The organism is Hyphomonas sp. (genome assembly GCF_965284475.1).
GTDB lineage: Bacteria > Pseudomonadota > Alphaproteobacteria > Caulobacterales > Hyphomonadaceae > Hyphomonas.
This window is the reverse complement of record NZ_OZ260087.1, coordinates 794645-812990: the sequence shown is the minus strand read 5'-3', so window position 1 is coordinate 812990 and position 18346 is coordinate 794645. Positions and strand designations below refer to the sequence as shown.

Here is an 18346-nt window from a genome sequence, read left to right as displayed (position 1 = left end):
TGGAGTTCCCGTCATGTCCCTGCTGGAACGGGTTATCCGTGCGCACCGCTGCACGTCGACACATCATCATATCGCATTCAATGCGCTGGACCTGATTGACGCCGAAACGGGAGAGCAGTGGAAATCGCTGCTCCTGGTGCACCATGAGCACCTTCTGAAAGGCGCCAAGGCGCCGGACAAGACTTTCAGGGATTTCCAGAACCACGTCCTGCACATTTCCGAAGGCGAATGGGGCGGTGCCCGCGACAAGGCGACCGAATGGTATGCCAGGTCTGTCGAGCTGCTGGCGAAGAAGAAGTGGAGCGAGGCGGCCTATGCGCTCGGCGTGCTCAGCCATTATTATGCTGACCCGCTCCAGCCCTTCCACACAGGCCAGACCGAGGAAGAGGGCGCGATCCATCGCGCCGTCGAATGGAGCATCGCCAGGTCGCATGACGAGATCGCAGCGCGCATCGAAGCGGGCGGTTATCCGGCGATTGATGTGCCGGGCGGCGTTGGTTTCGTCTCCGACATGGTGCGGGCTGGTGCGCAGCGGTCCCATCCGCACTACCAGACATTCATCGACCATTACGACCTTGATGCCGGCGTGAAGGATCCGCCCGCCGGCCTTGACGAGACGATGCTGGAGATCGTGGCCGACCTTGTCGCCTATGCCACAGCAGGCATGGGCGTGCTGATGTCGCGGGCCATTGCGGAGGCCGCCGTCGCGCCGCCGAAAGTGAACCTGACCATCCAGGGCTATATCGAGACGCTGGATATTCCGCTGCGCATGATATCGAAAAAGCTGGCAGATGCCGGTGACCGGCGCCAGGTCGGGCGGATGTATGCCGAGTTCCAGAAGACCGGCAAAGTGGTGAAGACGCTGCCGGATGATGACAAGGCGATCCGGAAGCTGCATGCCAGACAGGTGCTGCGTGTGCCTGTGAAACAGCTCGACGCACAGGAACTGGCACCGCTTGGTGGCGCGCGGATCAGGCCGGACGGGGCGCCTGTTGCGACCAGGCCGGCACCGGCACCCGCGCCTGAACCGAAACCAGCCCCCGCACCGGTGGTCAAAGCCGCAGCGAAGCCTGAGCCGAAACCCGCGCCAAGGACCGAGCCGGTCAGGCAAGCGCCCAGGCCCGCCCCTGAACCTGTTGCGGAGATTGTGCCTGAAGCCGAACCGGTTGCGACGATTGGCGGACAGGGGCGTCTTACGCGCGAATCGCCGATCGTTGATGCGCCGTCGATTGGCCGCAAGACCGCGCGGCGGCTCGGAAAGGCCGGTATCACCAATGTCGGCGACCTCATGGACTGCGATATCGACGAGACGGTCCACCTGCTGAACGCGCGCCACATCGACGCCGACGCCCTGACCGACTGGCAGGACCAGTCGCGCCTGATGATGGATGTTCCCGGATTGCGGGTTCACGACGCACAGATACTTGTCGGCGCGGGAATCCGCTCGGCCAGCGACCTGGCTTGTGCCTCCGCACGCGACGTGTTCCTTGCGGCCATGGACTTCCTGACGACGCCGCAGGGGGACCGTGTGCTGTGGGAAGATGCCCAGTTCGAGGAAGAGGAAGTCGAAGGCTGGATCAGCATGGCGCAGGCAAGCGCCAGCTGATTACATCCCACGCGGAGACAGGCCCGCAGCGCGGTAGATCGCGTCAATGGCGGCCATGTTTCCGACAGCATCCCGGCCACCCGTCAAGGCATCCGAGCGCCCGCAAAGCACGTCCATCACGTGGGCGAGCTGGTGGTCATATGTGGTTTGACCGGGGGCCGTGACGGTGCGGGAGGTGCCGTCCAGGGTCGTGGTAATGGCGTGGCCGCGATGGGGGTGGATCGGATTGGTGATCTTAAGCTGGCCGCGCGCGCCATCAACCCGGATCCAGGCTTCGAATTGTGCATCCGGCGCCATGGTGGTGTGGATTGATCCGGTCTCTCCGTCCGGAAAGCGGAATTCGGCTTCCATACTTGTGTCGACGCCCGGCCGCTCGCATTCCGCCCGGGCTGAAACGATTTCGGGTTCGGCGCCGACCAGCGTGCGGACCCAGTGCAACGGATAACAGCCAAGATCCATCAGCGCGCCGCCGCCGACGCCCGGCGTGTGGCGCAATTCGCCGGGTCGAAAGGGTATGGCGACACTGAATGCGGCCTCGATACGCCGGATCGTGCCAAGCTGGCCGCTGTGCACGATGTCGAACACGCGCTGGAAGGCGGGGTGGAATCGATAGTGAAAGGCTTCGATCAGAACCCCGCCGGTTCGCTGCGCCGCGTCGACCATCCGGGCGGCTTCCGGCGCGTTCATGGCAAACGGCTTTTCGCAGAGGACAGCCCTGCCTGCCTCAAGCGCGGCGATGGTCAGGTCGGCATGGCGATGCGGCGGCAGGGCGTTGTAGATGAGATCAATGTCCGGCCGTGCGATGAGCGCCTCGTAGGAATCGCAGATGTCAGGGATGTCGTTTTCGCCGGCATAGTTGCGGGCGCGTACCGCGTCGCGCGCGGCCACGGCGACGATTTTGCAATCGCTCCGCAGGGCGGCCGGTTTCAGGATGGCGGCAGGTGCAATTCTGGCTGCGCCGAGGATGCCGATACCGATCATGGGGAGTGCCTTGTTTTCATTCGTGCGCGGCCGGGCCTGTGGATAAGGCGTAAACAGGAAATGCCCGCCTGTTTACCCCGACCTAACAGCGCTTAACCCTCTTTCGCAAATCAAGTGTGCGCGCGGCACTGACAGTAACGAATCGGAAAGCATGTAGGAGGTTAATGGGGGTTCCGGAGCCATTAATCCTAGGAGTGCCACGCTAATGCTGAATGATCTCATTGCGCACATCGCTACAATCAATGGACTCTCGGAATCGACTGCTAAAACGGCGCTGGGGATTGTTTTGAATTCAGCTGAGCGACAGGCTTCACCCTTCGCACCGGCGATGTTCAAGACCATTCCTGGCGCTCGCGCTCTAGCAGCCCGCACAGGGTCTGAGTTCGGAGAGGCGACGGGCATCATTGCCCGCTTGATCGAACAGACGCCCGGCGGAAAGCGTGTTGTTGCCCAGTCCATGATCACGTCGCTGCATGCGATTGGCCTGGATCACAAGGCTATTGGCCACTTGCTGCCGTCGATCTCGACCTTCATGGAAGAGACATATGAGATGACGGGTTTCGGCCATCTCGGAGACCTGATTGGCCACGACCTCGATGCAGAGATCAGCGCGGCCAAGGCCGCCTGATCCGGCAAGTCGCCGCTGCGCCAATCAAACAGGGCCGCCCCGATGGGCGGCTTTTTTTGTTGCCTTTGGCTGCATGCCGGGCCGGCATGGCCCTTTTCAATACGGGCGCGGGTGGATAGAGCACTGCCTGCTGACTTGAACGAGGATACGTGATGCGAACCGAAACCGGACTGCGCGCTGATGAAGCTCTGGCGCTGGACCTGATGGCGGCAATCCGTGCGGACGCGGAAGCCCGCTGCGCGCCTGACAGGGTGGAGCTGGTTTCGGTGACGATCGACGTCACCGGCGCCGATGTGCACGGCCAGCCGGAATTTGCCGCACGCATTGACCGGAAAACCCGCACCGTCCTGTTCACGGGCGGGGCGGCCAGGTGCGGCGACGATATCGTGATGAACGCAACCGCCGTTTACCGGATCGTCTCGGCCTAGGCCTACATCGGCGTATCGCGCAGTTTCATCAGGTCCGGGAATTCCGGGTCACGCTTTTCAGCACGGGCAGCGAAGGCTTCCTGCATGTGCGGGGGCGGGATCATGCCGGCATTCCACACGCCGATATAATCGAGCGTGTCGGCCGTGTTATGGTCGCGGCCATAATTGATGAGCGTCTTGCAGCCGGTGACGGTCAGCGGGTCTTTCGTGGCGATTTCCTTCGCCGTCGCCAGAACATGCGCCACGCATGCCTCATGCGTGTCGAAGACATCATTCACGAGGCCGATTTCCTTTGCCTTGGCCGCGTCGATGCGCCGGCCGGTATAGGCCATTTCCTTGACCCAGCCTTCGGGGATGTAGCGCTGCAGGCGCGGAAAGGTGCCGACATCGGCCGTCATGGCGATATTGGTTTCCATGATCGTGAAGAAGGCATCCTGCGTGCACCAGCGGATATCGCCGGCCGAGATCATGTCGATCGCGCCGCCGATGACGCCGCCATGCAGGGCGAAGAGGACCGGCATGCGGGCCTCCTCCAGCGCGTTGAAGCTGGACTGGATCTGGCGGATGTTCGACCGGAAGGCTTCAGCGGCGACATAGCGGTCTGGCGAACCGCCGCCTTCACCGGCCCCGAACACGGCGAGGTCCATGCCGGCCGAGAAATGCTTGCCAGTTGACGAGATGACGATGCAACGGGCACGCGCGTTCATGTCGATGTCGCGGACGATGGCGGGCAGTTCGTTCCAGAATGCCTTGTTCATCGTGTTCATCGCCTCGGGGCGATTCATCTTGATATGGGCGACCTTGTCGGTGATGTCGACGGTGAAAGCTTCATAGGTTTTCTGCAGCATGGGTGCGTTTCCTCGATTTTACCGAAGACTAGCACAGGCCGGTTGCAGGGCCAGATGTGACGCCGCGAAAGCCTCAGGCGCAACCCGGCCATGGCTGCCGGCTTGCTTCACAGGGATGCATGGGCATTCTCCTTGCTTATGACGTTGGGTCTGCCGGGGAAGGCCATGAAGGCCTGCCGGACCGGGTCGGGACGGTGTTCCAGCAGGACGTCACGCGCGTGGCCATTGTCAAATGGCTAAACCCGGGCGGGCGGCCTCATCCACCTTAAGGCGCATTTTAATCGAAGCGGTGCGGGCTGATCCACTCCATCAACAAGGAGCGGAGCCATCCGAACATGCGCACATCCCTATGGACATTCGACACGGTCACCGTCGATCTTGAAGACAGGGACTGCTCGGTCAGGGCGGTCCATGCAATCAGCCTGGCGGCGGTCACGATCGACTTCCGTCTGACAGACCGGCAGCTGAAAGGCTCACCCGGCAAGCTCAGGAAGGCGATCGAAATACTTGCCACCGACAAGATCCTGGACCTTGCATCCTTCCTCGACCAGATGCCGCCCGGCTGACAGCTCAAACGGGAGCCAACACGAGCAAGGCGAGCAAGCTGGCAAATCGCATGGCAGCCGTCACCCGGATCCATCCGGGCAAGGGAAGCGGCCCATACTGCCTGTTCCTGTCATCAGCCGTCCCATGGCTGTGAGCCTGTTTCTGCAAATGCGTGAATCATGATCAGCTTGAGTCATGAGACATATGCATACCGCCACTTTTTCAATGATCCTGCTCCTTGCCGCCTGCGGACAGATGAACGGCGATGCGGGGCGCGCTGCCGCGGCAGGCGATCAATCAGACCGGATTGCCGGTGTTGCGTCCGTTATTGACGGCGACACAATCGAGATACACGGGCAGCGTATCCGCCTCTCGGGATTTGACTCGCCCGAGCGCGGAAAGACCTGCGCCGGCACCAATGTCTACCAGAAGGCGGCGCTTTTCCTGTCCGACCAGATTGGCAGCCGAACCGTAACCTGCACCAGCACCGGAAAGGACTCGTATGAGCGCAGTGTCGCGACGTGCAGTGTAAACGGCGCCGACCTCGGCGACCTCATGGTCGGCGCTGGCTGGGCCCGCGACTGGCCGAAATACAGCCAAGGCGCGTATGCGGATTCGGAAGCACGAGCCCGCGCTGCGCGAAAGGGCGTCTGGAATCTTGACTGCCCGAATGACCTCTGGGGCAATCGGAAATATGACTAGGGCGGTCCCTCCTGTGCCTCGACCGCTCCAGGACATGTTCATCTGACGCGCAAACCTGTCCTGCCTGTCGCCTTGCGGCTCCAGGTGCTGCCCGTTTCTTTTGCCGCATGACTCCAGTTTCTCGTTGAGTCTCGTGATGCCCGGCGCATCAGGGAAAGCCCGGTGCTGGCAATGCATGAAGGCTATGACATGAGGCATGCAGGTTGGAATGCGGAGGATGCACCAGTCCGGCCCGGATGGGTGGATCACCCTTCTCCTTTCGGTACCGGAGGACGCGAGCCATGACCGGCTGCAGGCCGAGAGCAGCGCGGGCACCTTCCGAAATGGATTTGCGGGTCTCCGCGCATCTGCGGGCGCACCGTCAGGCCCGCAGCATGACGCTTGTGGAGCTCGCCGGGCTTCTGGGCATATCGCATCAGCAGTTGCAGAAGTACGAAACCGGCACAAACCGGATTTCTGCAGGCATGCTGTACGAGGTGGCAAAACGGCTCGACGTGCCTCTTGCCGACTTCTTTGTGTGCGAGGCGCCTGCTGAGGAGGACTTCGACTCGCCGTCGCAACCACCTGAGGTGAAGTGACCCTGCCGCGCGCATTCCGATGAAGGACGCTGGTTACGCCCTGCAAACGCCCATGCCCCGTTGCCGGCATGTCGGTGCGCAGTCAAATCGTGTCACATCAGGATGTGCCCGAATTCCATGACGTACCCGATATGCATGCGCTGAGCCTCCTGTCGCCAGGCAGGCAGCATGGATGAGGAAATACAATCTTAAAAGGAATTACTGGATTCTGAGGCAACCGCATGTCGAGGTGTTTTCGGCTGAATTATAAGGCTAAAATCGATAATATATCTCATTGTTTGACGGTCAGGATATCTGCGCCAAAAAGTATGCTAAGGTAGAAAATCAAGAGATCGAATATTGATTAGGGTGCCTCATGCGGCCAGCTAATTGGAACAGTCTAGTCCGCGCCATTCCTGCGCTGCGGAAAGAGCTGGACGCTGCGGACGGCCTCAACATTCTGATTGCGCTGGCCTGCGTCGTCGGCATGTCGGTCGTGGGTGCATTCGGTCCTTTCGCACTGAAACTTCTGATCGACTGGCTTTCAGCTCATGGCGCAGACAGCTTTCAGCAGAACCAGGGTCTCATTCTGGCCGCGCTGGTAGCATCTTATGTGGCCGCGCAGGTGCTAGGCCGGATCGCAGCTGAGGTCAGGATGTTCCTGTTCGGGGCAGCCGACCAGGCAGTCGCCCGTAAGCTCGGGCGAAAGGTGTTCGCCCATGTGATTGCACTGCCTCTTTCGTTCCACCGTGAGACGTCGACCGGTGCTTTGACGCAAACAGTCGAGAACGGCCTGCAGGGGTTTCGGCTTGTGATGCAGCATGCCTTCTTCACGATCCTGCCGGGCGTGATTGAAGTCGTGCTCATGAGCCTTGTCATTGCCCGTGTACTTGACCTTGCTTTCCTGGCCATATTCAGCGCCTGCGCCCTGGCCTATGCGATCGTCTTTTCTGCAGGCGCGCGGACAATCATGCAGGCAAGCCGTGCAATCTCCTCAGCTCGAATTGAGGCGAATGCAGCGCTGGCCGACAGTCTGCTCAATGTCGAGACCGTCAAGGCGTTCGGGGGTGAGGAGGCGGTCATCGGCAGGTTCGACGCAGCTCTCGCCTATGCGCAGGAGCGCTGGCGGTCCTTCTATCGCGCGCGATTCACGAACGGTCTGCTTATCGCCTTTGTATTTTGCGCGGGACTGACCGCTACACTCTGCCTTGCAATCATCCAGGTCCGGTCCGGCGCCATGACGGTCGGTGATCTCGTGCTGGTCAACACCTACATGCTTCAGGTCGTCCGGCCGATGGAACTGCTCGGTGCCGGCGTGAGGGATATCGGACAGGGGACTGCGTTCGCGGAGCGGCTTCTCGATCTGCTTGATACGCCCCTCAGGGAAAAGTCAGACGCAGGTGGAACGCGGGTCTCTCCGGATACAGCGCTGCCGGCGATCCGTTTCGAAGATGTGCGCTTTGCCTACCAGGCAAAGCAGCCTGTACTCGACGGCGTGAGCTTTGACATTGCTCCTGGTTCCACAACGGCGATTGTGGGGACTTCAGGCGCTGGCAAATCGACCATCTGTCGCCTGCTCCTGCGGTTTCATGAACCGGATTCGGGCCGCATCCTTATCAACGGCATTCCGATTTCTCATTATGCACCGGAAGTCCTGCAACAGGTGATGGCCGTGATTCCTCAGGACACAACGCTTTTCAATACCAGCCTGGCCTCCAATATCGCATTCCCTGACTTCGGGGCTGCGACGGAGGATGTCGAATGGGCTGCGCGGCTCGCCCATCTCGAACACCTCATTTCGGGCCTTCCTGAGGGCCTTGCCACGATTGTCGGTGAGCGAGGCCTCAAGCTTTCAGGGGGTGAGAAGCAACGCGTTGCCATAGCCCGGGCCATGCTCCGTCATCCAAAACTGCTCATCGCGGATGAGGCAACTTCTGCGCTCGATTCAGCCGCCGAAGCGAGCATCCTTCGTAACATCAAAACGGCGGGGCAGGGAACGACCACAATAATTATCGCCCATCGCCTTTCCAGCATCATGGACGCCGATCAAATCATCGTTCTGGACAAGGGACGGGTCGCCGAAAGCGGACGCCACGAAGACCTGCTAGAAATTGATGGTCTGTATGGAACACTTTGGAGAGCTCAGAATCGGGAATCTGAACCGAATGCAAGTAAAACAATGTAGACGGAAATTATCAGCCGCCCTTCAATGCTTCCAGCATTTTCTGGGTCCGGACTAATTGCTTGTCATTCATATTTGCGAGAATGCCATTTATATTGCGGAGCGTCTCTCCTCGAGTGCCAGAAGGAAATGACTTTGCGCCCAACAGGACTTGTGGGGAGACTCCAAGAGTCGTGGCAATCTTTTCTACGGTTTCAAATAGTGGCGCTGAAATGCCACGTTCAATTTTTCCAATGGTTTCTCGCGAGACGCCAACCTCGCCGGCCAATTGTTCAAGAGTCCAACCTACTGCACGCCTGTGGTGTCGAACGTTGGCCCCAAAAATTTTTTGAAGTTCCATGGATCAGCTCTCCTCCGCGCAGAGAAAGGTGAGCCGGGGTACGTTACGAGAAATAGGAACTTTACATTTTTCGAAATGAGAACTACAACTTTACATTGTTTCAATATGGAAAGTAGGGCGCGTTCTCTTTTTGAGATCGCGGAGACTTAATGTCCGAAGCGCGCAACGATTCTCAATTCTCAAAGCGGCACGTGAGAGGTTCGTCCAGCCCTCACGAAAGCAGCTCCAGTTCAAAATCTCGACAATCAGCAACTCTCATCGATTTCCATCAAGAGCCTGGCGACCTCGCAGGTCCTGAAGCCCTGAATTATATCTTCCGGCTTCATCGCAGCGAACTCCTTCGATTCTGCCGTACGCGGATTGGCAATTCCGATGATGCTGAAGATCTAGTCCAGGAAGCCTTCATCTCGGCAGGGCGTGCCTACAGCGACAAGCCCATCGAGGAATTGCGACCTCTCCTGTTCACAATCCTGCGGAATCTGACCCGCGACTACCTGAAGTCGGGTTATACGCGGAGCTGGCGCGATAGTGCAGACATTGGGGAGCTGGGCGACAGGCTGGCCTGCTGCCAGACTATGACGCCGGAACAACAGGTTCAGGATGCGCAATTGCTCGCGATGGCGGAGACAGCCATCGCGGGACTCAAATCTCGTGAAAGGCAGGCGCTTCAGTTGCACCGACTGGAGGGATTGACCCATGAGGCCATTGCGATTCGTCTGTCCGTGTCGCCAAGAACTGTCAGAAGTGATATAGCCGCAGCGCTGGCAGCCGTCGCGAAAGTCCTTTCGCGTTCCGGCGGCTGGCGTCCAGATACGGCTGAGTGATCGACGTGATGACAGATATTGAGGAGGACACGGGCAGGCTAGATGCCGCCGCTCGCTGGTACAGCGAACTCCAGCGCGAAGACGTCGAAGTCGAGACTTGGGACGAGTTCCTCGCCTGGGAACGTGATCCGCAAAACGCCGCAGCGTTCCGCCAGATCCAGGCAAACCTCGCGATCATTGACCGGTCACTGCGTGCGGGCACCAGGACTGCTGGTTCAGGTCCACAGGCAAAGACGCCGCCGGGATCAGCACTGCGAAAGCGCGCCTGGCTGTCTGGCCTGGCGGCCGTGCTTTCTTTCGCAGCACTTGGCTGGTGGATTGTAAGCAAAAACACAAAACCTGAACCCGAGACTTTCACGACACTTGTCGGGGAGCAGCAGACTGTCACGTTATCTGATGGATCGACGATCACGCTCAACACGGATACGTCGCTCGAAGTGATGTACTCAGAGCGCGAGCGTCGGATCGGCCTCCGACAGGGCCAGGCCTTTTTCGATGTCGCACGCGCTGACGTGCCATTCCATGTCGACGCGGGCGGCAGTCGTACGACGGCACTCGGAACACAATTCGACATCTATGCGCAGCCAGGCCAGGTCGCCGTAACCTTGCTGGAAGGTTCTGTTGTGGTTTCTGATTCACCTGAGAGTGAGAGGGGCTCAGTCAGTCCAGAACGCTCAGACGCCGCCGAGCCAAGACGCCAGATGCTCGCCCCCGGCGACAGGCTCGAAATCATGCAGGACGGTTCTCAAACCCTGTCCAGAGTGGAGCCGGCAACTGCGCTGCAATGGCGAAGCGGCGTCCTTCAATTTGATAATGTCACACTGGCTGAAGCCGTCGCCGAACTGAATCGATATTCGGAAACGAGGATAAGTGTACCCGATCATGATCTCGCCTCAGAACGCCTGAGCGGAAGCTTCCCGACAGGTGAGCCTGAAGAATTCGTATCAAGTCTCGCGCTTTTCCTGCCAGTCAGATCAGAGCGATCCGAAAATCTGATCACACTTATGCCCATAGATCCTGATTGACGTGACAAGAGTGTCAGTGGCGAATAACTGAAATTGCTGCCAGTCGGGCCCTGAAGCAGGGACGGCTTTCCCGGGTCAATCGCGGGCTCTCTGTGCTGGTTCGTTCTTGCGCACAAGGTTCAGCTCACCTGTATGCGGATGCTCAGGCCCGCGAGCCTGCCAGAGATGGCGCCTTTTAGGCAGCTCTGTCATTTCACGGCTCAATTTCAGAGACGGCAGCTTTCCTGCTCGTTCCTTGAGCAGCCTGGACGGAATCTGCCTGTCAGGTCTCCCATCACAATTGGTGCGTGGGCGGAAGCTGTTCGCACTGGCAGGCGCTGGATGAGGCCTCTGCCGGTCTATCGGATGATAAGACTGCCACATCTGCTTTCCCGCTCGTTGAACCTGATGCGCGTCCGGGCCGAAGCCCTGACGGGGGAAATTAATCCGGAGGGGAATATGTTCAACAAGACACAATTCAACGCGCGGCTGTTCAGCGCGGCGGCTGCATCCATCATCCTGTCGACCGGCCTGGCCGGCGCACATGCCGATGTGCTCACACCCGGAGGCCAGGTCGAATTCGATATTGACGCACCCATGCTCGCAGACGCGTTGCGCGCGTTTGGTGCCCAGTCGGGTACGCCTATCCTGTTTGCCGAAGCGTTGGTCGCTGGGCGCAAGGCGCCAAGGCTCAGCGGAAATTTTGTGCCGACTGATGCGCTGGACCGCCTCCTTCTGGGGAGCGGGCTTGTAGCGGTCAAGGGCCCGGGTCGGGCGATCATCATTCGGGCGCAGGATGTTGCACCCGAGCAGGCTCCTCCGCCAGCGCATGCGGGGCAGGCGCAGGTGCCTGCACAAACCCTCACAGCTCCTGACGTGGCCGATTCAGAAGACGGCACATTGCGGGTCGATACTGTAACCGTCACGGGCACAAGCTTGCGCGGGATATCTCCGGAAAGTTCGCCTTTGCAGATATACAGCCGGGAGGACATCCTCGGATCGGGCGTCACAACGACAGAACAATTCATCCGGACATTGCCGCAGAATTTTGGCGGCGGGTCCAGCGAGTTTGCGCCCGGTGGCCTGCCCAATGATATCAATTCGCGCCAGAACAATACGTTTGGCACCAGCGCCAATCTTCGCGGACTGGGGTCGCGCGGGACACTGGTCCTGCTCAATGGCAACCGCCTGGCACCAACATCTAAGGTCGGTGATTTCGTGGACCTTTCCCTGATTCCCGTTTCGGCACTTGAGCGGATTGATGTCCTCACTGATGGAGCGTCTTCGATCTATGGCGGAGACGCTGTGGCAGGCGTCATCAACTTTGTCCTCCGGGACGATTTCGAAGGGGCCGAGACCAGTGCGCGGTTCGGCTCGGTGACCGATGGGGACATGAAGGAATACCGTCTCAGCCAGACGCTCGGTTCGGCCTGGGGCAGCGGAAACATCCTCGGAACCTATGAATATTTTGATCGCGGAAACCTGACACTCGCGGACCGCCCGAATATTGGCCTCCCTCTTCTGACGGACGGTGAGCCGGTACCGGACACGGGCGCAGTCGATCTCCTGCCAAAGCAGCGTCGACACAGCGCTGTTGTATCCGCGCGGCAAGCCTTTGGTCCCGCACTCGAACTCACTGGTTCAGGGCTCTACTCAAAGCGGGATGTGGTCAGTCACTCTATCCTGAGTTCGGCGCCGGGATACAAGCAGATCTACAACACGAAATCAGAATCACTGTCCGGAAGCTTTGGAGTTGATTATGAATTGGCCCCAGGCTGGTTTGTCGCCGCCGATGCAACCTATAGTCAGATCCGCAACGAAGAGACGCTGACATTTTTTCTGACGCAGGATCCGAGCGTGGATCAGACGGAAAGTCGATCGGATCTCTGGTCGCTCGATGCTCAGCTCAATGGCGATCTGCTGAATATTCCCGGTGGTCCGATCAAGGCTGCGCTCGGAGGACACTTTCGGCGGGAATCCTTCACAAATGAGTCGCAATCAAGCGGAGTGAACCGTGATGCTGAACGGGATGTGTCGGCTGTCTATGGAGAGTTGCTCCTGCCGATCGTCGGAGAAGGCAATACACTGCCACTGGCAAGGCGTCTTGAACTGAACCTTTCAGGCCGGTTTGACGACTATTCCGATTTCGGCAGCAGTTTCAGCCCCAAGGCTGGGATTCTATGGTCGCCGGCGTCGGGATTGAACCTGCGAACTTCCTACAGTGAGTCCTTCGCGCCGCCTCCGCTGGGAAGGGTCGGCGCGCTCGACAGGACAGGAAGCGTCTCGCCCTACCAGCTTATTCTCGACCGACTTGGCTTGCCACTACCGGATGCCTCTCTGGCGGGTGTTGACTACATGGTTCTTGGCGGTACCGCAGAAAATCTTGATGCAGAAGAGTCGCGTACGTTTACAGCCGGACTGGATTTCTCTCGTGACGCGGGCAGCCATGCATGGTCAGCAACTGCCAACTATTACGACATCACGTTTGAGGGGCGTCTCGGCAGCACACCCGTGCCAGGGAATGTGAATATCAACGCTGCACCGGGCATTGCGTTCTCGATGCCCGGATCGTTTCCCGAAGGCATAATCATTTTCAATCCGTCACCGGAAGAATTGAGCGCCATCCTGGCGGGCCTGTCCCATCCGGTGCGGCTCAATTCAGGGGCGAGTCTCGACAATATCGCGATTGTAAATTCAGTAAACGTCGTGCGCAACATTGCGGAAACACAGACACGGGGGCTAGATGCGCAGATAAATTACAGTGCCGACACCCGGCTTGGCCGCATCTCAATGGGGCTGAATGCCAACTATATTCTGGAGTTTAGCGAGCAAGCCGCTGCAACGACACCACCGGTCGAAACGACGAATACGCTTTATAACCCGGTCGACCTGAAAATCCGGGCAAATGCCGGAATTCACCGGGGCGGGTTCAAGGGCACGCTCTTTCTCAATTATTCTGACAGCTACCAGACCGATACGACGGCTGATGCGTCCGACATCGGGTCATGGACCACAGTCGATGCCACCGTGTCATACACATTCGAAGACCAGGTCGGATGGCTCGATGGTGCCGCCGCCAGTCTTTCCGTTACGAACCTTTTCGACAGAAACCCACCATCGGCTCCGTCGCGCGGTTCCTTCCTGATATCTGGTTTCGATCCGACCAATGCATCACCGCTTGGAAGATTTGTGGCCCTTGAATTGCGCAAGCGCTTCTGAGCGGATGCTCGGACGTGCGTTGGAGCGCCGCAGAGAAGCGGCGCACCCATCCTTTATTCTCCAGAACCTGGTAACGCCCATCATGCCCAGACGCTTCCGAGATGCGATCACGCTCTTCATCGTGAGTGCCATCATCGCCTGCTTTCCAACCGCTCTGGCGGAGCCCCGTGCGTTTGGGCTTGATGACCTCCTTCACATGGAAGGGCTGGGAGCTGCCGGTGCCGACCCGCAAGGCAGGTGGATGATGGTCGAGAAGATCCGACCCTATGACGAGATCACCGATTACAGCTTTCGGACCTATGCTTACCAGAAAAGTGGTCATCAGATATGGAGATACGATATGCGGGCAGGCGGCGAGCCTGAACGGCTTCCGGGCCTTGATCCGGAACCGCATACCTATCTCCAGGGCTTTTCACCTTTGGGCAAGTATCTCCTGCTGATGCAGTACCATTCCGGTGCGCTATCGATGCTTGCCTATGAGATGGATAGTGAGACGGTCCGGACGTTCAAGAAGACGCCCGCCTTCAGCCGTTCAGGTGAGCATAATCCGGTCTGGATCAGCGACACGGCCTTCGTATTCGCAGCGCTTCCGGACGGGGACCTGCCGGCCACTACGAGTGTGCGCGCGCGAACCGGAAAGGCATTGGCCAAGGGTTGGAGGGATGCCTGGAGTGGAGAAGCAGCGACAGCCGTCGAAGTGCGCACTTATGCAGAGGATCAGTCAAATCAACCTGAAGCCGGAGAACTGGTCGTCGCAGATGCCGACACAGGCCGTGTCGAAGTGCTGGCTGATGGGCTCTATGCCGACCTTCGCGTGTCACCTGACCAGAGGTGGCTTGCTGGTCTGGCGGTATCGAAACCGCGACCAGCCGATCCCGATCGACTGCTTGACCGCGAACCGCGTCGTTACAAGCTGGTGATGTTTGATCTCGAGACCCGGCAGGAAGTCCGTCTGGCCGAGAATCTCGAATTCTATCCCTATACGATCACCTGGTCGCCGGATGGCCGACGCCTCGCCGCCTATGGTTGGGAGCGCGGCAAGGATGCGGCAGAAGGCAGATTTCATGTCATCGATATCGCGTCGGGTTCCGTTACCCGTTTTGACCATCCCGGGCTCGATCTTGCCTCTGAGCGTGAACGCGGATGGCGGCAAAGGCCGGAGCGAGCCCTTTTTCTCGGTGACAGGCTGGCCGTATTTGCGCGGCGCGCGGCGGCAGGGTCTGATCCGGGTGGCACATTTACCGATCGAAATTTCATGCAGACCGGACTTGGCCGGGCCGATTGGTACACACTCGCCGGGGATGGCAAAACACACAATCTGACAGCTTCGCTGTCGGATGTGTCTGCCATTCCGGTCCATGCAGGCCCTGGCCACGTCACGCTGAAGGCCGCTGATGGCGTCTATCGCTTTTACAGGGATGGGGGTGTGCGCCGACTGAGCCCGGACGTGGATGGGCAGCTGCAGATGCTGACACCTGGCACATTTGCAACGCGTAGCAGAGTTATCCGGCCGGAATTCAGCGCCGAGGCACTTTTCTCCGTGACTGGAGCGGGAGCCGCCAGGATACTCATGCTGGATCTGCGGGAAGATCAAACCGTAGCGCCGGTCCTGATCGACGCGCCGGACAGCCAAGCCTCCCCCCTGGCCGGAAGTCTTGCCGCCCGGACAGTGCTGTTTCGAACGGAGAATGGGCCCCAGTCGCATCTGTTCCTTGCGCGCTCAGGCTCGCAAGGGCGTCCCCGGGAGATCATGCGCATCAATTCGCATATGGCAGGACTCGATTTCGGTGAGTGGAGAATTTTGTCCTACAGTTTGGCGGATCCGGAAAGCCTCCTGAAAAACCAGACCGTGGAGAGCTGTATCCTTCTGCCTCCGGACTTTGATCCGCATGCGCCGCCACCTTTGATCGTGGATATTTATCCCGACATCGGACCGACGTGCCGCAAGGAGGGACCGAAACTTGCCTATCCGGATCCGGATTCGCCCTACGTTTGGGCCAGCAAAGGTTATGCCTACGCGCGGCTTACGACACCGCGAGAGCTGATCCGCACTGAAGACGGGCCGATTGCCGGAATGGATGAGGTCATCGGGGCAGGGGTCGATGCCATTCTCAAGGAGAAACTTGCCGATCCAGAGCGTATCGCGCTTTACGGGTTCAGTCAGGGTGGCGTATCTGCACTCTACGTGGCAGCTCATTCAGATCGATACAATGCAGTGATCGCGGCCAATAGCTGGGCAGATCTGTTCAGCAACTATTTCGGGCCCGCCGGAGTGTATTCCTACCTGTACGGCTCCTTTGGGGCGTTTGGCCGGTATGATGCGACCAGCGGAAGCGATTTCGGTATCGGTCGTACGCCCTTTCAGGATCCGGAAGTCTATTATCGCAATTCGCCCGTCTTCCTCGCACCACAGATCGATATTCCTGTCCTGCTTATCCATTCTGACATGGACGAGTTCTCGATGTCACAATTCGACGAAATGTATGGCGCGCTGTTCCGGGCGGGAAAGGATGCCCGCTACGTCCGGTATTGGGGCGAGGGCCATGGTCCATCAGGGCGAGCAAATATAAGAGACATGTGGGAACGGTTTGACCAGTTTCTCAGTGATACTCATGTTGCGCCTGAGAATGGTGCTATGCCTGCCTGTCAGGCTTGCCGATGATCCTAGTCCAGGTGCGTAACCAGGCTTCTATTGCGTATGCGACAAGGAGGCTGCGACCGATCCTGTGAGCACTCAGATTTTCCCTGCGTGTCATCTTCTCAAGCTCATCCCTGTCCATCAGACCCAGCTCTGCGAGTACGCCGGAGCGGAGCGTCTTCGCGAGCGTCTCAGAGTTGGCTTCGAGAAATTCCATGAAATAACTGGATGCGCTGCCCTTTGTCATTCTGTGCCTTATGCTGTCAGGTATCCTGCCTGAGAAAGCCTGGCGCGCGAGACCGCGGCTCTCACCGTTCGCCAGAAGCAGCGAGACAGGCAGGCGCAGGCAGAGCTCCATGAGAGGTTGGGAGATGAGAGGATGTACAATCGCCGCAGCGTCGGGTCGCGTCGCGGAATCTGAAACCTGCACCATATGCGGTAGGGAGCTGACCTGCAGGAATTTGGCAGGCGGCAACCCTTTTGCGTTTCTGACCCATTCCGGCAGACTGGCGTCCACGCTCGGGCCGGCGTCGACATGTCCTGACATCGTCTCCTGCCGGTGGCGGAAGGCAGATTGCATGACGCTTTCGCGCCGACCCAGAAGAAGGGCGGGCAGGCAAACATACAGGACCTCCCATATCGATCGCTGGGAGAGGCGTGACGCGCGAAGCAGGGCAGGCAGCGCACCTGCAAACAAGCCATGGGTCAGGATATGGTCGGCGAATGCCTGGGGTGTCCTGCGCTCCAGAAAAAGATGATCGCCTCCCTGGCCGGTGAAGAGCGCCGCGCGCTCACCAGGAGAAATCCTTCCTGCCAGCGAGGGCGCTTCGCCGATAAAGGATCTGTAGGGCCGGGCCGTTGGAGGATGCGCTGCCACATTCGGCAGGACGCTGTTTGGACGAACACGTATTGTTTCAAGCGGAATACCTGCAAGGGCCGCTGCGGACTTCGCATGACTTTCTTCCGACAGGTCACCAGATTCAAGGCGATAATGTATTGCCCCGACATCTCGCCCTCGTTGAGCGTCGGCGAGACAAGCAAGCACAATAGCTGAATCAAGCCCGCCCGAAAGACTTACATCGACTCTGTCGAAGCGCGATGCCCAAGCCTTAACAACCATCTGGCTGGTCTCCGCTAGCCGACGTTCTGCTTCCTTCTGGTCAGGTAACAAGACATCAGCGGCAAAATCTCTTGGGTCCCAGGCTAGCTCTGTCATTGTACGGTTGGACGTGACCACAAGGCGCTCGCCGCCCAGCAACTCCCTCACTTCGTTGAGGCCGGTCTCACCGGTCTGAACTTTGTCATAGATGACCAGCTTCGAGATGAAGTCGCGATTCAGGGTAAAGGCGGACCTGTCGATGAACCGGCAATCCTGAAGATGGGAGAAAACGAGTGTGACCCCGCACTGATCGGCATGGAAGCAGGGCAGGGAGGCGCTTGGATCCCTGACAATGACAAAGCGATCGCCACAATCGAGGAAGCTAATGTAGCTTCCCCAATAATACCTAAGGAGTTCATCACCGCGTGAGCGGCAGACGCGGGATGAAAAGGGAAGGTCGCTTGCCGCGATGTCAGATGCCGAGAGCGATTTTCCGGATCTGTCGAACAGGCTGCCGAAGATGGCGCCTCCCATACCATCGGGAGAGTTTGGCAAGGCAAGAATGTTGCCGCCGAAGGGTAAGCGGGAGAAGTCAAAAAGTTCAAGGCCTGGCCGCGCGAAGTGGGAGTACGGTGCAAGGCCATCTCGCTCAATCCGTGAGCGGATATCCGTCACAAGATCGGCTGCAGCCGGGTCTTCTTCTTCCCAGATCATGGCAAAATAGGAAAGCATCGCGTGTGGATC

General features: G+C 59.0%; 16 protein-coding genes. 12 read left to right on the top strand and 4 right to left on the bottom strand.

The genetic code is table 11. The features are described from left to right. The first annotated feature begins 13 nt into the window (after positions 1 to 13). The gene (locus ACQ66M_RS03770) at positions 14 to 1606 is read left to right on the top strand and encodes a DUF4332 domain-containing protein (protein WP_430401983.1); all 1593 of its coding nucleotides are present in this window, start codon (positions 14 to 16) and stop codon (positions 1604 to 1606) included. Here the strand turns inward: ACQ66M_RS03770 and ACQ66M_RS03765 are convergent, their stop codons facing one another. After that, a complete protein-coding gene (locus tag ACQ66M_RS03765; RefSeq protein ID WP_430401981.1) occupies positions 1607 to 2587 on the bottom strand; it encodes a Gfo/Idh/MocA family protein in 981 nt (326 codons plus the stop codon). It lies immediately after the preceding gene. A 205-nt stretch (positions 2588 to 2792) separates the two neighbouring features. On the opposite strand from ACQ66M_RS03765, the gene ACQ66M_RS03760 reads away from it, so the two are divergent. Then, entirely contained in the window at positions 2793 to 3215 is a 423-nt protein-coding gene (locus ACQ66M_RS03760) for a hypothetical protein (protein ID WP_350171013.1), read from the top strand. Between the two features lie 152 nt (positions 3216 to 3367). After that, positions 3368 to 3643 carry a hypothetical protein gene (locus tag ACQ66M_RS03755; protein WP_430401979.1) on the top strand — a complete coding sequence of 92 codons (276 nt, stop codon included), beginning with the start codon at positions 3368 to 3370 and terminating at the stop codon, positions 3641 to 3643. A gap of 2 nt (positions 3644 to 3645) precedes the next feature. On the opposite strand, the gene ACQ66M_RS03750 is transcribed toward ACQ66M_RS03755, so the two are convergent. Beyond that, positions 3646 to 4491, bottom strand: coding sequence for a crotonase/enoyl-CoA hydratase family protein (locus tag ACQ66M_RS03750; RefSeq protein WP_430401977.1), 846 nt, complete (start codon positions 4489 to 4491; stop codon positions 3646 to 3648). A gap of 119 nt (positions 4492 to 4610) precedes the next feature. Here ACQ66M_RS03750 and ACQ66M_RS03745 point away from each other — a divergent pair, with 119 nt between their 5' ends. The 5 genes from ACQ66M_RS03745 (at position 4611) to ACQ66M_RS03725 (ending at position 8481) form a co-directional block, all read left to right on the top strand. Then, positions 4611 to 4760 carry a hypothetical protein gene (locus tag ACQ66M_RS03745; RefSeq protein ID WP_430401975.1) on the top strand — a complete coding sequence of 50 codons (150 nt, stop codon included), beginning with the start codon at positions 4611 to 4613 and terminating at the stop codon, positions 4758 to 4760. A gap of 66 nt (positions 4761 to 4826) precedes the next feature. After that, positions 4827 to 5057, top strand: coding sequence for a hypothetical protein (locus tag ACQ66M_RS03740; protein WP_350171017.1), 231 nt, complete (start codon positions 4827 to 4829; stop codon positions 5055 to 5057). A gap of 205 nt (positions 5058 to 5262) precedes the next feature. Beyond that, a complete protein-coding gene (locus ACQ66M_RS03735; RefSeq protein WP_430401973.1) occupies positions 5263 to 5739 on the top strand; it encodes a thermonuclease family protein in 477 nt (158 codons plus the stop codon). A gap of 281 nt (positions 5740 to 6020) precedes the next feature. Next, complete coding sequence (locus tag ACQ66M_RS03730; protein WP_430401971.1) at positions 6021 to 6317, top strand: helix-turn-helix domain-containing protein; 297 nt, start codon at positions 6021 to 6023, stop codon at positions 6315 to 6317. Between the two features lie 355 nt (positions 6318 to 6672). Beyond that, the gene (locus tag ACQ66M_RS03725) at positions 6673 to 8481 is read left to right on the top strand and encodes an ABC transporter transmembrane domain-containing protein (RefSeq protein ID WP_430401969.1); all 1809 of its coding nucleotides are present in this window, start codon (positions 6673 to 6675) and stop codon (positions 8479 to 8481) included. Between the two features lie 10 nt (positions 8482 to 8491). On the opposite strand, the gene ACQ66M_RS03720 is transcribed toward ACQ66M_RS03725, so the two are convergent. Beyond that, a complete protein-coding gene (locus tag ACQ66M_RS03720; protein ID WP_430401967.1) occupies positions 8492 to 8818 on the bottom strand; it encodes a helix-turn-helix domain-containing protein in 327 nt (108 codons plus the stop codon). A gap of 149 nt (positions 8819 to 8967) precedes the next feature. On the opposite strand from ACQ66M_RS03720, the gene ACQ66M_RS03715 reads away from it, so the two are divergent. From ACQ66M_RS03715 to ACQ66M_RS03700, 4 genes are all read left to right on the top strand, one after another. Continuing rightward, a complete protein-coding gene (locus ACQ66M_RS03715; protein WP_430401965.1) occupies positions 8968 to 9642 on the top strand; it encodes an RNA polymerase sigma factor in 675 nt (224 codons plus the stop codon). 8 nt (positions 9643 to 9650) lie between these two features. Continuing rightward, the gene (locus ACQ66M_RS03710; RefSeq protein WP_430401962.1) at positions 9651 to 10667 is read left to right on the top strand and encodes a FecR family protein; all 1017 of its coding nucleotides are present in this window, start codon (positions 9651 to 9653) and stop codon (positions 10665 to 10667) included. 438 nt (positions 10668 to 11105) lie between these two features. Next, positions 11106 to 13865: a TonB-dependent receptor domain-containing protein gene (locus tag ACQ66M_RS03705; protein WP_430401960.1), complete on the top strand. Its 2760-nt coding sequence runs from the start codon at positions 11106 to 11108 to the stop codon at positions 13863 to 13865. Positions 13866 to 13947: 82 nt separating this feature from the next. Next, complete coding sequence (locus ACQ66M_RS03700; protein ID WP_430401959.1) at positions 13948 to 16527, top strand: S9 family peptidase; 2580 nt, start codon at positions 13948 to 13950, stop codon at positions 16525 to 16527. Here ACQ66M_RS03700 and ACQ66M_RS03695 read toward each other — a convergent pair. Next, positions 16499 to 18334 (bottom strand): asparagine synthase-related protein, encoded by a 1836-nt coding sequence (locus ACQ66M_RS03695; RefSeq protein WP_430401957.1) that lies wholly within the window; start codon positions 18332 to 18334, stop codon positions 16499 to 16501. The two genes, ACQ66M_RS03700 and ACQ66M_RS03695, sit on opposite strands and share 29 nt — an antisense overlap. Positions 18335 to 18346: the final 12 nt, after the last annotated feature.